This window comes from Sphingobacterium sp. B16(2022) (genome assembly GCF_012030425.1).
GTDB classification, from domain to species: domain Bacteria; phylum Bacteroidota; class Bacteroidia; order Sphingobacteriales; family Sphingobacteriaceae; genus Sphingobacterium; species Sphingobacterium anhuiense.
Genome location: NZ_JAAUVN010000001.1, coordinates 1593263 through 1609954, shown reverse-complemented (window position 1 = coordinate 1609954; position 16692 = coordinate 1593263). Strand labels below are relative to the sequence as shown.

The 16692-nt window shown below is 36.4% G+C and carries 10 protein-coding genes; 9 read left to right on the top strand and 1 reads right to left on the bottom strand.

The genetic code is table 11. The features are described from left to right. Positions 1-334: 334 nt before the first annotated feature. The gene (locus tag HCX49_RS07125) at positions 335-1099 is read right to left on the bottom strand and encodes a response regulator transcription factor (RefSeq protein ID WP_168126622.1); all 765 of its coding nucleotides are present in this window, start codon (positions 1097-1099) and stop codon (positions 335-337) included. A 95-nt stretch (positions 1100-1194) separates the two neighbouring features. Here HCX49_RS07125 and HCX49_RS07120 point away from each other — a divergent pair, with 95 nt between their 5' ends. From HCX49_RS07120 to HCX49_RS07080, 9 genes are all read left to right on the top strand, one after another. Beyond that, positions 1195-1845 (top strand): DUF1349 domain-containing protein, encoded by a 651-nt coding sequence (locus HCX49_RS07120; RefSeq protein WP_132839746.1) that lies wholly within the window; start codon positions 1195-1197, stop codon positions 1843-1845. 573 nt (positions 1846-2418) lie between these two features. Further along, the gene (locus HCX49_RS07115) at positions 2419-5475 is read left to right on the top strand and encodes a SusC/RagA family TonB-linked outer membrane protein (RefSeq protein ID WP_168126621.1); all 3057 of its coding nucleotides are present in this window, start codon (positions 2419-2421) and stop codon (positions 5473-5475) included. 11 nt (positions 5476-5486) lie between these two features. After that, complete coding sequence (locus HCX49_RS07110) at positions 5487-6953, top strand: RagB/SusD family nutrient uptake outer membrane protein (protein ID WP_168126620.1); 1467 nt, start codon at positions 5487-5489, stop codon at positions 6951-6953. Between the two features lie 32 nt (positions 6954-6985). Next, a complete protein-coding gene (locus HCX49_RS07105; protein ID WP_168126619.1) occupies positions 6986-8578 on the top strand; it encodes an arylsulfatase in 1593 nt (530 codons plus the stop codon). Positions 8579-8599: 21 nt separating this feature from the next. Next, entirely contained in the window at positions 8600-10225 is a 1626-nt protein-coding gene (locus HCX49_RS07100; protein WP_168126618.1) for an arylsulfatase, read from the top strand. Positions 10226-10296: 71 nt separating this feature from the next. Continuing rightward, positions 10297-11037, top strand: coding sequence for a thioredoxin domain-containing protein (locus HCX49_RS07095; protein WP_168126616.1), 741 nt, complete (start codon positions 10297-10299; stop codon positions 11035-11037). Between the two features lie 456 nt (positions 11038-11493). Beyond that, a complete protein-coding gene (locus HCX49_RS07090) occupies positions 11494-12096 on the top strand; it encodes an RNA polymerase sigma factor (RefSeq protein ID WP_132768299.1) in 603 nt (200 codons plus the stop codon). A 370-nt stretch (positions 12097-12466) separates the two neighbouring features. Beyond that, complete coding sequence (locus tag HCX49_RS07085) at positions 12467-13522, top strand: FecR family protein (RefSeq protein WP_168126614.1); 1056 nt, start codon at positions 12467-12469, stop codon at positions 13520-13522. Between the two features lie 73 nt (positions 13523-13595). Next, the gene (locus HCX49_RS07080) at positions 13596-16688 is read left to right on the top strand and encodes a SusC/RagA family TonB-linked outer membrane protein (protein ID WP_206368287.1); all 3093 of its coding nucleotides are present in this window, start codon (positions 13596-13598) and stop codon (positions 16686-16688) included. Positions 16689-16692: the final 4 nt, after the last annotated feature.

The following is a 16692-nucleotide window of genomic DNA, read 5'->3' as shown; positions in this document are numbered from 1 at the left end:
TTGAGATTTTGGTACTAATGGTAAGAATATTATTTATAATGGTATAAATTACGGATGTTTAAAAAGTAAAGGATCTGTCTAATTATTTTTTAAGTAGCTTTATGATAATACACTGTGCTGCTCAATACATAAATATGAAGACCATACTACTTATACTGCTCATTATAGTCGCTTTATTGATGATTTACTTTGGAATTAGAGGAAATCTATTACCCCCCATATTAACTGGATTAGGATTTATTATTATAGCAATCTTATTTAAAATCGGCGTCAAGAAATAATTTGACGCCGATTTTAAATTATATCGATTGGGAAAATAGGTGATCTATATCAACTATTTAAACAAGTTTAAAGAAGATGCGATCCGGCATGCTTCAATTGAATTCGTAACTCGAAGTTTTTCAAGAATATTTTGTCGGTGTCGATTGACAGTATTAATACTGATGGAGAGGTCATCAGCAATTTCTTTACTGCGTCTGCCAATTTTTATTAAACTAAGAATTTCTATCTCTCGCTTGGATAATAAATTGCTATTTTCCTGTTTTTCAGGTTGAATAATTTGCCCTGTAACACTGTTCACAATAAAGCCCTCGTAAGACTCTGTGTTATCGGACAAATGAGCAAAATTGTATAAACATAGGGCTAACCAAATACTGCCATTAGGTGAATTCTGAACATAATACATGCGATGGGATATCCATATATACTGACCTTCCTGATTGTACATCCTGATCTTACTAATGACATGAAAATTGTGACGGTCAGTAAGAGGTATATGTTTTATAAAATGAAAATATTGCAATTCAAGGATATGCTTCCGTAGTAGATCATCAGGGTGAATAAGCTTGAAAATTGCATCTTCCCATATGGAATCAATCTCTGAATCATGATCTGATAATCCTAGTGTTTGGGCAAGCCCCCCGTTGTAGATATAGCTTTTGTCATTTTTAAGATCACTCAAAACCGCTATCGCATTTTCAATATGAGCATAAAATTGTGCAATATATTGACATTGCTGAAGCAGTTTGTGAGGATTTGGCTCTTGCTCAAATACTTGCTCTAAAAGCTTTTCGTTAAGAACTCCTGCAATGTTATTCATATCTTAAAAAATGGTTATTTATCAGTATTGATAATCTTTAAACACTCGTATACCTTTGCTAAAGTAAAAAATTATAAGATTATTTGAATACAGAGATGAAGAAATTAATACTACTTATGATGACTGTCCTTTGCCAACAGTTGACAATGGCACAAAATCTAACGAAAATGCAGTGGTTTAATGAACCGGCAAAGTGGGAGGTAAAAGACCAAACGCTGAGTATGTTCGTAACACCCCAGAGTGATTATTGGCGTATATCGCATTATGGATTTACTGTTGACGATGCTCCATTTTATTATGGAACTTATGGTGGTGAGTTTGAGACAAAAGTAAAAATTTCTGCTGACTATAAAGCGAGATTTGATCAGATGGGATTGATGCTTCGTATTGATAAAGAAAATTATATTAAAGCAGGAATCGAGTTTGTTGATGGAAAATACAATTTAAGTACTGTCGTGACACACCGCACCAGTGATTGGAGTATCATCAGTCTAGAAAAAGCCATTCCATACGTATGGATAAAAGCTGTAAGGAGGTTGGATGCTGTAGAGATATTTTACTCTTTTGATGATAAAAATTATACTTTAATGCGTAATGCCTATTTACAAGATAATACACCTGTTATGGTGGGCTTAATGGCGGCATGTCCTGATGGTAATGGTTTTAATGCAACATTTGAGCATTTCGAAGTGAAACATCTTGCTGATCAAAGACGCTTAGAATGGTTAAAAAATCATGCAAACTAAATGGTACATGTTCATGCACCAATAAAAAAAATAGAAGTACCCCTGTATTTTTAGTGAAAATTTAATAACTGAATCGGATAATAGCTACAGATTAGCTTTATCCGATTTTTCATTTCCTTTTTTGATGTTAATGCATTGGTATTGTTGCCAATATAAAAATTTGTTTGACAGATAATATGATTAATAAACGATGCTATATGGTGCTTTAGTTCAGGTTTTAAAAATAATTACATTAAATCTACTTAGTTAGTAGACTTTATTAAATTTATTTTTATATTTGCCTTATCGTTACTCAATTGGCGTTGGCAAACGAAACCGAAATTAATATTCATTATTTAACAAAGTTTATGAAAAACAACCTTACTAACCCATCTGCAAGAGCAGTCTCCGTGACTGATTATGTTTCCTTTAATTTACCTTCCTACTGGATGCAAATGTGCATCTAATTTCAAAAAATCTTCTTTAAAAAAATAGGGGAAGCTTTAACGCTCCCCCAAGTTTGGATATAATGAACCACAAGTCTTCAATTGGCGTTGGCACTTGTAAGTATTCACTATTAAACACCGTAAAACTATGAAAAAATTAGGAGTACTTCGGTATTCTATACTTATTTTGTTCTTAATACACAGCCTGAATTCGCTGTATGCTCAAATAGAACCTAAACCGATAATAAATGCCTCCTTAGTTGGTACAGTTATCGATGCTTCCAGTAAAGAACCCATTGAAGGTGTCACTGTGCAATTGGAAGCAGTAACACATAGTGTAAAAACAGATGGAAATGGGCGGTTTCAATTTGTCACAGGTCAAAAACTCCCTTTTACGCTGATTGTATCTTTTGTCGGGTATGAAAAGAAAAAGATTGTTATCAATACATCACCTACTGTAATTGAATTAAGCCCTACTACGGAAGATCTTGATGAAGTCGTAGTGGTAGGCTATGGTACGCAGAAACGCCGCGATTTGACGGGATCAGTTGCTTCCTTAAATGAGTCTTTATTGAAACAGAATGTATCATCGCTAGATCAGACTTTGAAAGGTGGTATATCAGGGGTGCAGGTTACGCAAACTTCTGGGCAGCCGGGCGGTGGTGTCAGTATCCGTATTCGTGGAGGCGCATCTATTCAGGGGGGAAATGAACCCTTATATGTTATTGATGGTTTTCCCATATATAATCAAACAGAGAGTACTGGAGTAGGTAGTGGAACTCCTGTCAATCCCATGTCGAGCATCAATCCAAGTGATGTCGAAAGTATTGAAGTTTTAAAAGATGCTGCTGCAACAGCAATCTACGGTTCTCGTGGTGCTAACGGCGTAATATTGGTGACAACTAAGAAAGGTAAAGCAGGTCGTGTACAACTGAGCTATGATGGTAGTATAGGACAACAGCAGGTGTTAAAAAAAATAGATGTCCTAACAGCTCCAGATTTTGCTATTCTTCGCAATGAGGCCTTATATGATGCCTATCCGAATCTGGGAAAATTTCAGTACCTCACACAAGACAAAATCGATCAATTAGGTTCAGGAACAAATTGGCAAAAAGAAGCTTTCCAAAATGCACAGATAACGAATCATCAATTATCTTTATCAGGTGGAGCTGAACAGGTGCAATATTTTATTGGAGCCAATTATTTTGACCAAGATGGAGTAATTAAAAATACAGATTTTAAGCGTTTAGGTTTCCGTTCCAATATCAATGCTAATCCTTTTAAGCGCTTAAATGTTGGCGCTAATTTTTCAATTAACAGAACAACATCTCAAATTGCACCATCAGGAATTGTCAATGCATTATTGATAATGCCTCCAACCGCAACCATATATGATGCCGATGGATCTTACACATTAAGAAATCCGTTTGAAAACATTTTTGCAAATCCTATTGCAACATTAAAAGAAACCACCAATACATCAAACGCATTACGCATTTTGGGAACTTCATTTGCTCAATATGATATTATAGAAGGGCTTCAAGCGAAAGTGCTATTAGGTGTAGATTTAAACAATAGGACCGATAAATTTTATTTGCCTTCTTACATCTACGAGGGGGCAGGTAACAATGGAAAAGCAAATTTAGGTAATCTAGATTCATATTCATGGCTGAATGAAAATACGTTAAACTATACCACTTCTTTTCAAGATCATCATTTAAATGCTTTAGTTGGATTTACGCAACAGGAAGCGAAGAATGAGACCTTCAACGCGGGAGCTGAAAATTTCGTAACGGATGATCTTTTGTATAACAGTCTGCAAAGTGGATCAACCCTTGTCCGTCCAAATTCCGATGCTTATTCTTGGATACTGCATTCTTATCTGGCTCGTGTAAATTATAATTATGCCAATAAATATTATTTATCAGCCAGTATCAGGCGCGACGGTAGCTCTAGATTTGGAGCTGATAATAAATGGGGAAATTTTCCTTCATTAGCTTTTTCATGGAGAGCTAGCAACGAAAGCTTTTTTAAAGAAACGTTCAGTGCGGTCAATGATTTAAAAATCCGAGCTAGTTTTGGAACTACGGGCAACCAGGAGATCGGTCAGTATCAGTCGCTTTCGACATTATATAACTTAAATTATTTATTTGGCAATAAAATAGTAACCGGTTTTGCTTCGCAACGTATACCAAATAAAAATTTAGGTTGGGAAACGACCTATCAGTATGATGGAGGATTTGATATTGCGCTATTTAACAGCAAACTACAGTTTACCTTAGACTACTACTACAAAAAAACCACCGATTTATTACTTAATGTTGAAATTCCATGGACATCAGGTTATGCATCTTCTTTACAGAATTTTGGTTCAGTTTCCAACAAAGGATTTGAATTTGGCTTGAAAACCAGGAACCTAAATGGAAAATTTGTCTGGAATACAGATGTGAACTTTTCATTCAATCGAAATCAAGTATTAACCATTGGTACAGGAGCACAATCTTATATTTCTGGAAATTATATCATTAAAGTTGGTGAACCTCTCGGAACTTTTTATGGCACACAGATCGATGGAATTTTACAAAAAGGAGAGGAATCAACTAAAGGTTTATTTACTGGAAATGCCATACCAAAAGCTGGGGATCGTCTTTACAAAGATATCGACGGTGACGGTAAATTTACAACAGCAAATGACCGTGGCATCATTGGAAATGCACAACCAGATTTTATTTTTGGACTAACCAATACGCTTTCTTATCGCGGCTTTGATCTTACTTTTTTAATACAAGGAACAGTTGGCAATGAGTTACTTAATATCAATCGTCAAAACTTGGAAATGTTTACGGGACAACAAAATGCATCAACAGATGCTTTAGACAGATGGACTGAAACAAATGCCAGTCAAAGCTATCCTAGAGCGAAATTAGATCCTGCTCCAATTTTTTCAGATCAGTTTGTTGAGAATGGTTCATTTGTCAGATTAAAGTCTTTTCAATTTGGCTATACCATTCCTAAACATGTATTAAATGCTACTCGAATATCCAATGTGAACGTATACCTATCTGGACAAAATTTACTTACCTGGAGTAAGTACAAAGGTTTTGATCCTGAAGTGACATCAGGTAGTAACGTACAGATAGGGACAGATTCTGGAATTTATCCAGCTTCACGCTCCCTCACAGTAGGTCTTTCTTTAACATTTTAATCCAGAGGTACATGAAAATTACAAATATATTATTCGCATCCACATTATTGATTGGAATCGTATCATGCTCAAAATTAGATGAGAAACCGGAAAGTCTACTGGTTTCTGAGCAATTTTATCTGAATGAAAATCAAGCTGTTTCTGCTGTTAACGGAACATATCGCAAACTATATGAAAGCGGACAGTCCATCTATAATAGTCTTTTTCAAATTGGAGTAGAAATGGCTACTGATGATTATGAAGCTGGACCAAGAGCGCGGAATGCACATGTACGTGCGATCAGTAACTTGACACACGATGCATCGAATGACCGTATGGAACAATTGTGGAAACAAAGTTACGACGCTATAAATGCTTCAAATCAAAATATTGAATACATCGCTTTGATATCACCTGAAAAGATTAATGACGCAATCCGTAAGCGTTTAATTAATGAAGCCAAGTTTTTAAGAGCACTGCATTATTTTAATTTAGTTCGTTGGTTTGGTCCCGTTCCTTTAGTTCTAAAACCTGTAACATCACTTAGCACGGAAGAGCTTTATGTGACCAAGGCTTCTGAAAAAGAAGTCTATAACCAAATTATTGCAGATCTTAAAGATGCAGAAAATCTACCCAATTATAAATCTTACGGTGACAACGATAAAGGAAGAGCTTCATCAGGAGCTGCCAAAAGTATACTGGCAAAGGTATATTTAACACAACAAGATTGGTCAAATGCAAAATTAAAAGCACAGGATGTAATTGATAAAGAGGGATATGATTTGTTTCCCGAATTTACGGATGTATTCAATATCGATAAGAAAAACGGTATTGAACATATTTTCTCTGCACAATTCAAAGGGAACAGTGGATATCAGGGAAATTCGCTTGCTAGTAGATCTGCACCTGCGGATATTCCGGGTATTAATGGTGACTATGCGGATGCTTGGCATGCTGAAGGTGGTTTATATGGTACTTTTTCTAAACAGGATAAACGTTTAAATACCACATTTACTACAGGGATGATTTCTCCGGTCGATGGTAAGTATTATGCACTTGCAAAACCTCAATTTAATAAATATTATGATGAGAGTGTAGTAGGCAACCAAAGTCAATCTTCTAAAAATTTACCCATTATTCGTTATGCTGAAGTATTGCTCATATTGGCAGAAGCTGAAAATGAGCTCAATGGATCAACTTCACTAGCACAGACTTTTCTAAATAAAGTTAGAGTGCGTGCAGCAACAGGTGATATCGAAAAAAATTTTAGTAAAGATGATTTTAGAGAAGCAGTATTTGAAGAGAGAAGGAAGGAGTTAACTTTTGAATATCAAAGGTGGTTTGACTTAGCGCGCAGAGGGGCAACCTATTATGTTGCAAAACTAAAGGCCGCAGGTAAAACCAATGCGGCTCCAAGACATATTCATTTTCCCACGCCACAACGCGAACTGAATTTAAATCCAAATCTTAAACAGCATCCAGATTGGGTTAATAATTAAAATCAATTCACATTCATTAAAAATTTCACATAATGAAAAGAAACTATTATTTATTGACGCTCTTAATGACTTTAAGCAGCCTCGCTGGATGGTCCCAGGACAAACGTCCAAATGTGATCTTGATCTTGGTCGATGATCTCGGTTTTTCAGATATTGAACCATATGGTGCATCTGATATCCATACGCCAAATCTAACAGAATTGGCATCTCAAGGAACTCGTTTTCAAGAATTTTATAACAACTCGATCTGTGCTCCAACAAGAGCATCTTTATTGACAGGGCAATATGCCCATAAGGCAGGACTAGGTTATTTCAATGTAAACCTTGGACTTCCTGCATATCAAGGTTTCTTGAATAAAGAATCGCCAACGTTGGCAGAAGTCTTAAAAAAGGCAGGTTATTCCACTATTATATCAGGCAAATGGCATGTTGGGGACGATTACGATCAGTGGCCGGCACAACGAGGATTTGAAAGGTCGTTCAATTTTGTAGGAGGGGCGTCTAATTTTTATGAAATCAGCGATTCTACTCAAGCGACAGTGCCTTTGTACAAGAATAATAAACCCTTCTATTTACCTAAAGATCGATATCTGACCGATGAAATTACCGATCAGGCAATTGGATTTTTGAAAGAGCAACATCAAGATAAAAAGCCATTCTTTCTATACCTAGCCTTTAATGCACCACACTGGCCTCTACAGGCACCAGAAGAAGAAACGCAAAAGTATCAGGAGACTTATACTATTGGCTGGGACAGTTTACGCACAAAACGATATGAAAACGCTATTAAACAAGGCGTATTCCCTGCGAAGCAGAAAATAAGTGCTAAAGATACATTAACGCAAGAATGGAATAAATTAACCTATGATGAAAAACAATACTGGAAAAGAAGACAACAAGTATTTGCAGGTATGATTGATCGTGTGGATCAAAGTATCGGTAAGATTCGTCAGACCCTAAAAGAGTTAAAAGTTGATGACAATACAATCATTATATTTTTGTCTGACAATGGTGCACAAGGTGGTGATCGAGCCCGTATTTATACAAGCAGAAACACGGGTACTGTTGGTTCTGCAGGATCTTATGATGTGCAAAATAGCAATTGGTCACAAACGGGAAATTCACCATTAAGAAGTTACAAGGATAACCCATACGAGGGCGGTATTGGCGCTCCTTTTATTGTTTGGTACCCTAAGGAAGTAAAAGCCAACACCATTAAAAGAGGAACTGGACATCTAATTGATATTGCTCCAACATTATATGATTATGCCCAAGCAAAGTACCCAAATACGAATTATGGGACCGCTACCAATACACTTCCCGGAGTCAGCCTTAGAAAACTGTTAAATACTGATCTGGCACAGGTGGAGCGTAATCAAGCTTTATTTTGGGAACGTGCCGGCAATCGAGCTGTCCGTTTCGGAAAATGGAAACTGGTGTCTACCTATCGTAACGGGAATAATGTAGAGTTATATGACATCGATACAGATAGAGGAGAGAATCATAATGTCGCGTCTCAGAATCCTCAAGTTGTAAAACAGCTTGAAGAACTGTATCGAAAATGGGCAAAGGAAAACGACGTTGTCAATTATGACCGAATCAAAGGACAATCCTCATTTCGCTAACATTTAAAATCAAACATTACCATGAAAAAAATATTTTCCATATTATATTTAACTGCAAGCCTAACGACACTTGGTGTAGCACAGCAAAAAAAGCCTAACATCGTGCTAATCTTAGCCGATGATTTGGGTTATTCAGATCTTGGTGCATACGGAGGTGAGATTGAAACCCCCAACTTAGATCGGCTTGCATCAGAAGGATTGCGGTTACGCGAGTTCTATAATAATTCCATTTGTGCACCCACTCGTGCGTCTTTATTGACAGGGCAGTATCAGCATAAAGCTGGAGTAGGCTATTTTTCTAATGACCTCGGATTACCTGCTTATCAAGGATATATTAATCAAGAATCACTAACCCTTGCTGAAGTATTGAAGGAAAACGGTTATAACACCATCACATCCGGCAAATGGCATGTATCTGGCAAAGGGACGAGCCTTCCTTGGCAGCGTGGTTTTGATCTCGTATTTCCAAAGGATGAAAAGAGTTCTGATTCAGGTGCGCCGGGTTTTAAAGGTGAAACAGATGCACAAGGATATCCACTTCCTGAAAACTATGCTACCAATGTAATCAATCAACATGCTTTATCATTTTTGGATCAAGTAAAAGATGATAAAAAACCCTTTTTCCTCTATTTAGCTCATACAGCTCCACACTGGCCTTTAATAGCGCTACCTCAGGATATTGCAAAATATAAGGGGAAATACGATAAAGGCTGGGAAGCAATTCGTCAAGAAAGATTTAAACGTCAGAAGGAGTTAGGTTTAATTACACCTGATACCAAATTATCAATACGTGATGAAGATATTTACGATTGGGACCGACTATCTTTTGATCAACGTCAATTGTGGGCAAAGAAAATGGAAATTTATGCCGCTATGGTCGACCGCTTAGATCAGAGTATTGGTCACCTTATCCAGAAATTGAAAGACAATAATCAACTGGATAATACACTCATTGTTTTTTTATCCGACAATGGAGCTCCGGCTGAAGATTTAGTGAAGTGGCATCATGGTGCAAGAATAAACTCAGGGCCTGTAGGCACTACAGGTTCGTATGAATCACAGAGTAAAAACTGGTCATATGCTTCCAACACACCTTATAAAGCATTTAAAGATTACACATATGAAGGTGGTATTAATACACCATTTATAGCTTGGTTTCCTAATCGAATACAGGCAAATACCATTAAAAATGGGACGGGACATATTATTGATTTAGCACCAACATTCTACGCTTTAGCAGGAGCGACATATCCAAAAATATACAAGGGTTTAAAAACCAATGATTTAAAAGGTAAAAATCTGTTGCCTGTTATTTTTGATGATAAGAATAAAATTGACAGACCTGAAGGACTTTTCTGGGAACGTGCCGGTAATCGCGCGGCTCGAATAGGCAAATGGAAGTTGATCTCAACTTGGCCCTCTTATAAATGGGAATTGTATAATTTAGAAAACGACCCTACTGAAATAAATGATGTTGCTAGCCAAAATCATGATGTGGTATCCCAATTATCTCAAGCATATTTCAAATGGGCTAAAAATAACGGTGTTGTTGATTTCGCCGAACTTGAGGATCGTGAACCGGTATCTATGAAAGAATTTAGAAAAAGTAAGACACAAGAAATAGCAGCACCCGCTTTCCGTTTCTAGTGAATTATCTTTTCTAAAAAATGAACTCGTAACAATTTAAGAAAATTCGACATTTATATCGTGTTTAACAAATGAAAAAACAGATTACATTAATCCTAATTTTATTGGTCATCACAGTGTTTGATGGCAAAGGACAAAACCAATCATCTCCGATAGAGAAGGAGAAGATAGAACAAAAAGATTTTCGCGTAAAAGCGGCGTTATTTCATGAAAAAATAAGCGAACAGGATAAGCCTCAGATTTTAGATGCTCGCAGTGCTGAAGAATATGAACAGGCACATTTACCACAAGCTCGTCAGATCGATCCTGCCGTTAAAGGTTATGAACAGCAATTGGGTAGATTAATCAAAAGTCAACCAGTCTTTATCTATTCTATCCAAACCGGGCGATCTACAAAAATCGCTAATTTACTCGCAGAACGTGGATTTACAAAGATCTATGTTTTGGCACCTGGTATTTCAGCTTGGATCGGAGCAGGATATCCAGTAGAGGTAGCAACTGTAAATAAAAATAGAATTTTATTGGCTGATTTTAAAACAGCATTGAAATCTCAGGAATATGTTCTCGTTGACTTCGGATCAAACTATTGCCCGCCTTGTAAAAAAGTAATACCAGTATTAGATTCAATCAACAGCAAGGCGGAAAATAATATCAAAACAATTTTAGTAGAAATCGATGCAAATCCTGAAATAATTAAAGATTTTAAAATAACTTCCATACCAACATTAATTCTTTATAAGAATGGTGAACCTATATGGAAAAAAACAGGTATTCCCTCCGTTGCAGAAATTGTAGCTGCAAGTGTCAAGTAGTGGTCTTGACCTGCTATAAGCATTATGATTTTAATAGCTAATCTGTATAGTACAGGTTAGCTATTTTTGTATACTAGTTCTGTCTTGTTTTCCAAAATCAGGTTTTAGTGACTTAAATTCCCATGTATTCATAGTATATGTAAATTTCCCTTTCTCCATCTGCCTTACACCTATTGCAATTCGCTTCTCTCAGATAGTGATGAAATATAATTTCAGAATGATAGCATTACCCTTGTTCAAGTCATCCATTTAACTGCATAAATCTTATTTTGTAATGTAGATCATTTTTGTATATTTACGATAAGTAACCAATTATTTAATTACCAGAAACAACCTATATTCTTAACAATTTGATAACCTCCTAAAAGGATTAAGCTGTTTGTTTTTTAAATAAATTTGCCCGTGGTTTTCAAACCACAAAACCACAGATGTAGAAGATAAAACATATCAATTAACATGAATAAAACGGTAACAGAAATTGAAGAAATCGTAGCAATGTCGAGGGGAGACGTAAAGGCTTTCAATGCATTGTATGCGCGGTATCATAAACCTGTACATGCAAATATTCTAAAATTAATCGATAATCGTGAATTAGCGACCGAAGTGTTGCAAGATGTTTTTTTATCGCTTTGGCAGAATCGATTTAAGATACAGGTAGATCGTCCTGTTGGAGGCTGGTTATTTGTTGTTAGTTATAATAAATCGCTGAATGTTCTACGCAGTAAGTTGAAAGAATCAGTTGCGTATATTGCCAATTATCCCGAAGAAATTTATGCCGAGGAAGATAGCAGTATTCAAGAAGAAATTTTCAATAAGCAAATGGAAATCTTGGAAGAAGCCGTTGCCGTATTACCAAAAAGAAAACGGGAAGTATTTAAATTGTGTCGTTATGAGGGGCGCACAAAAGAAGATGTAGCTGATCTTTTAGGACTTAGCCCACAATCGGTAGCAGATTATCTCAAACAATCGAACAAAGCCATTAGAGAATATGTCGCTAAGCAATACCCTGCCTATGCAGAAAGATCATTACTCATCGTCTTTCTTCTCGCGAATCTTTAATTTTTTTTATCCACTCCTTATTGCCTTATCTCCGGAACATTCTGATCAGAATCATAGTAGACCGCTTCATAACTTTACAAAAGGCTTTTTTACAAAAAAAAATAATCCTTTGTACCTCCGTAAAATTCGAATTATTATTTCTTTTTAAATACGTTGGGTGATTCATCTCTCCCAAAGATTATTTGTCTTTTTTTGATAAGTATAAAAGGAAGAGTATTGCGTTTACATTAAGGCTCAAATATAATCTTTCTCATATGTGATCATGTCTTTAGTATTAAGCGATGTATCCACATGTTTAATTGATGTTTTATTAATAATTTCTTAACAACAAAAGCATCCCCTTTGGAAATTTCCTGTGTATTTACTATTGATGAAGCAACAGATTCTTAATTTAATTACTCGTTTTTGGGAAGGAAAACTTTCTAAAAAGGATCAGCATAAACTATTGTCCGACTTAGAAGATTCCAAAAACCCTCTAATGGAGGAACTTCGGAATGATTTTGCAACAGTACATGAAAACGAAAAATTGGCAACAGAAGAAGAGTATCAACAGATGTTATTCGGTATTCATGAAAAAATGGGAGTGATCAAAGCATTACCTAATCGACGTCGTTTAAAAATAGGCTGGTCTATTGCCGCTTCCATTTTATTGGCTATGGGAATATTTGGGTATCACTTTGTCCAAACAAATTTGCCTGTTCCCAGTACAACAGTACAAATACCAGAACCACTCATATATGAACTTGCCAACAGCAGTACAGATACGCTTACCTATAAAATGAAAGATGGATCTCGGATTATTTTATCCCCTAATAGTAATATTTATTACACAAAAGAATATGGAAACATCGATAGAAAACTGACACTAATTGGAGAAGCGAGATTTAATGTCGCCCATGATGCGCAACGACCATTTATTGTATCCGCCAACGGTTATACAACAACGGCACTTGGTACTGAATTTACAGTCGATAGTTATACTAAAAGTAAATTATCGGTTAGGTTAATATCTGGAAAAATAGTTGTGAAATCAACGAATCGCAGTCCATTTGAAATGAAAGATCAGGTGCTCAAGCCTGGACAACAGTTATTGATTGATGATCATTTTAAAACAGCTTTATTAGTTGATCGACAAGAAAAAGCGAACAATCTAAAATTAGCGGACAACGTGAAATCAGACGAACATAAACAAGAGGGTGGCCTGCAGTTTGATCAGACGCCACTTCCACAGGTGTTTTCAAAGATTGAAAAACTAAAGGGTGTAATCATTAATCTAGAAGAGGTATCTCTTGAAGGACTATCCTTTACTGGGAAATTTGAAGAACATTATCCACTGGATGTTATGCTATCCATTATTTGTCAGATGAATGAACTTACCTATACCCATAGCAATAACAGTATAATCATTAAAAATAAAAAGCAATAAAAGAAGTAAATAATACCGTTTAAATTTTAGTTCATGCGGTACAAACCACCTACAAATTAAAAGACTAAATGAAATGAAAAGAAACCCGATGAAGTTAAGAGCATTATTGACAATGCTATCGATCTCCGTTGCTCTGCAATCTTATGCCCAGTCCAATGGGCAAATAAGAGGTACCATTATGGATAATAATGGTGTTGTCAAAACAGGAGCGACGGTTGTACTTTTAGATACGAAAGGACAAGTTGTCACGAGTATATCGACAGATCAAAAAGGTGTATTTGTATTTAAAGAATTAAATGAAGATGCGAAGTATAAGATCAAGGTTTCCATGATTGGGTACGAATCTTACCTTGAAGATCTTAAAGGTATAAAGAGTGGTGATAGTAACTCAATTTTGATTACATTGAAAGAGCAACTTTCAGCTCTTGATGAGGTGGTTGTCATTGGTTACGGTCAGCAAAAAAGAGGAGATTTAACAACTGCTGTAAGCTCTTTACCTAATGTCGCAGAAAATGTTGCTCGTCCATTAACTAACGTGGCAGATCTGATGCAAGGAAATGTTGCAGGAGTAACGGTGATGTCTGCAGGTGGCGATCCTTCGGCAATGCCTAAAGTGATGATTAGAGGAATGGGGACACTAAACGCCGAATCGCCACTTTATGTAGTCGATGGAGCACCCTATTATGGCGGACCTATCAATCCAAATGATATTGAAAGCATGGATATCTTGAAAGATGCAGCTTCTGCAGCTATCTATGGAGCTCAGGCATCATCTGGAGTTATCGTGATCACAACTAAAAGCGGTAAAGCTGGAGCGCCCAAACTAAGTGTCGATCTGTATCGAGGTTGGCAAAATGCGAGTAATCTACCGACTGCTTTGAACGCGACACAATACGCCCAGGCCTATAATGATGCAGCGAAAAGAGATGGAGTGAATCCTGCCGATGGTCATAATGCGACATTAAATCCTTGGGGACAGGAAACCCGTACCAATTGGATGAATGAAATCTTCAGAACGGGGAATATTTTAAATGCAAATGCGCAGGTGTCTGGTGGATCAGAACGATCCAGGTATAATTCTTCATTTGGTTATCACGATAAGGAAGGTTTATTGCTGAATACAGGTTACAAACGTTTTGCTTATCGTTTGAAATCCGAATTTGATTTTTTTGATCGATTGACATTAGGACAAAATTTTTATGTCAACCATACTACCGCTCGAGGTACAAATACATCTAGCAGTTATAGCGGATCGATCATCAATGCAATTTATATGAATCCTGCAGCACCTGTATATGATGAGAAAGGATTATTTCACGGTACTGTTCCCTTTAATTTATCGCAATTTTCATCTGCATATGGTGATACTTATAATCCAGTAGCTTTACTTCTACGTCCAACAGTTAACAATCCGACACTTAACCTCAATGGTAATGTTTTTGCCAAAGTGGATTTATGGGATGGTCTAACCTTCAAATCTAATTTTGTTTTGGATATAAATCGGTATTCTTTAAAAAGATTTGATCCCAAAATACCAGAAATTGGAAGATCAAATGGCAACAATTATTTGACGCAAGAAGAAGCTCGTACAGATCGTTGGATTTGGGATCAGCAATTGAATTATACGAAACGTTTTGGTGATCACCAGATTGACGCTGTAGCAGTATACTCTGCTCAGAAAACAAAGTATGAACAATACTACATTCAGGGAATGGGATTTGAACGGGAAGACGATTGGTATCAATATATCGAGAATGCACAATCTATACCAGGAATTCCAACAAGTGATGTCTGGGAAGATGCACTAACATCTGCTATTGCTCGTGTTAATTACAATTATGCAGGACGGTATTATTTAGGAGCAAGTATCCGGCAGGATCGCAGTTCACGCTTACCAATAAATAATCGATCGGATGTATTTACATCAATTTCGGGAGCCTGGAAAATTTCTTCAGAATCATTTTTTAAAAGTGACTTTATTAATGATTTAAAAATACGCGCTTCTTGGGGTCAGATCGGGAACATTCAAACTGTTGATAAATACGCATATAACTTACCTTTGAATAGCGGTACTGTCACACCTTTAGGGTCGGAAGGTATTTTGGTACGCCATTTTGCAATGATCAAACAAGGTAATCCTAATCTCATCTGGGAGACTTCCGAATCATGGGATATCGGTCTGGATATGACTTTATTTCATCAGTTAAGTTTTACAGCAGATTATTATCGGAAAAAGACCATCGGAATGATCAATGAAATTCTTCCAGATCCACACTCAGGTATGCAGAGAGGCCCTACAATTAATACAGGTGACGTGATGAACAAGGGATTTGAATTTAGCGGAAAATATAATCATCAATTTGGAGATTGGAGACTTGGTTTAAATGCTAATATTGCCTTCAATCGTAATGAGGTATTACATCTGAATGGAGTTAATAGCGAATTTATTGAAAATCCAGGAGAAGTTAGGGGTATATTGTCTCCATATCGGTCCACGCCAGGACAAGCCTTATATTCTTACTATTTGATTCCGAATACCGGAATATTTAATTCCGAAGCAGAAGTACAGGCGCATAGCCTAAATGGTAAGCTTATTCAACCCTTTGCACGTCCTGGTGATTTAAAATTCGAAGATACAAATGGTGACGGTAAAATCAGTTTTGATGATCGTGTATATATGGGTAGTGCGATTCCTAAGTTCACCTATGGTTTTGCCCTTAATTTAGATTATAAAAACTTTGATCTAAATGTATTAACCTATGGAATTTCAGGAGCAAAAATTTTTAACGGATATAAATTCACAGCCTATAACGCGGGCTTACAGGGTTATAATCTGGATAATCGTGTCCTAAATGCCTGGACGCCGGATAATCTAAATAGTAATATTCCAGCACTTTCTTCTAAAGATCCAAATGCTAATTACGGAACGATATCAGATTGGTACCTTGAAAGTGGCGATTATTTTCGTATAAAAAACATTACTGTTGGCTATAACTTACCTAAGTTTTTGAATAAACTGCAATCTAGGATTTATTTTTCTGCGGAAAACCCGTTCACCTTTACTTCTTATTCTGGTATAGATCCAGAGGTCGGCAGTATTGGATTAGATGTAGCAAATTATCCTTTAGCCAAGACATACACGATAGGATTAAATGTTAATTTTTAAGAAT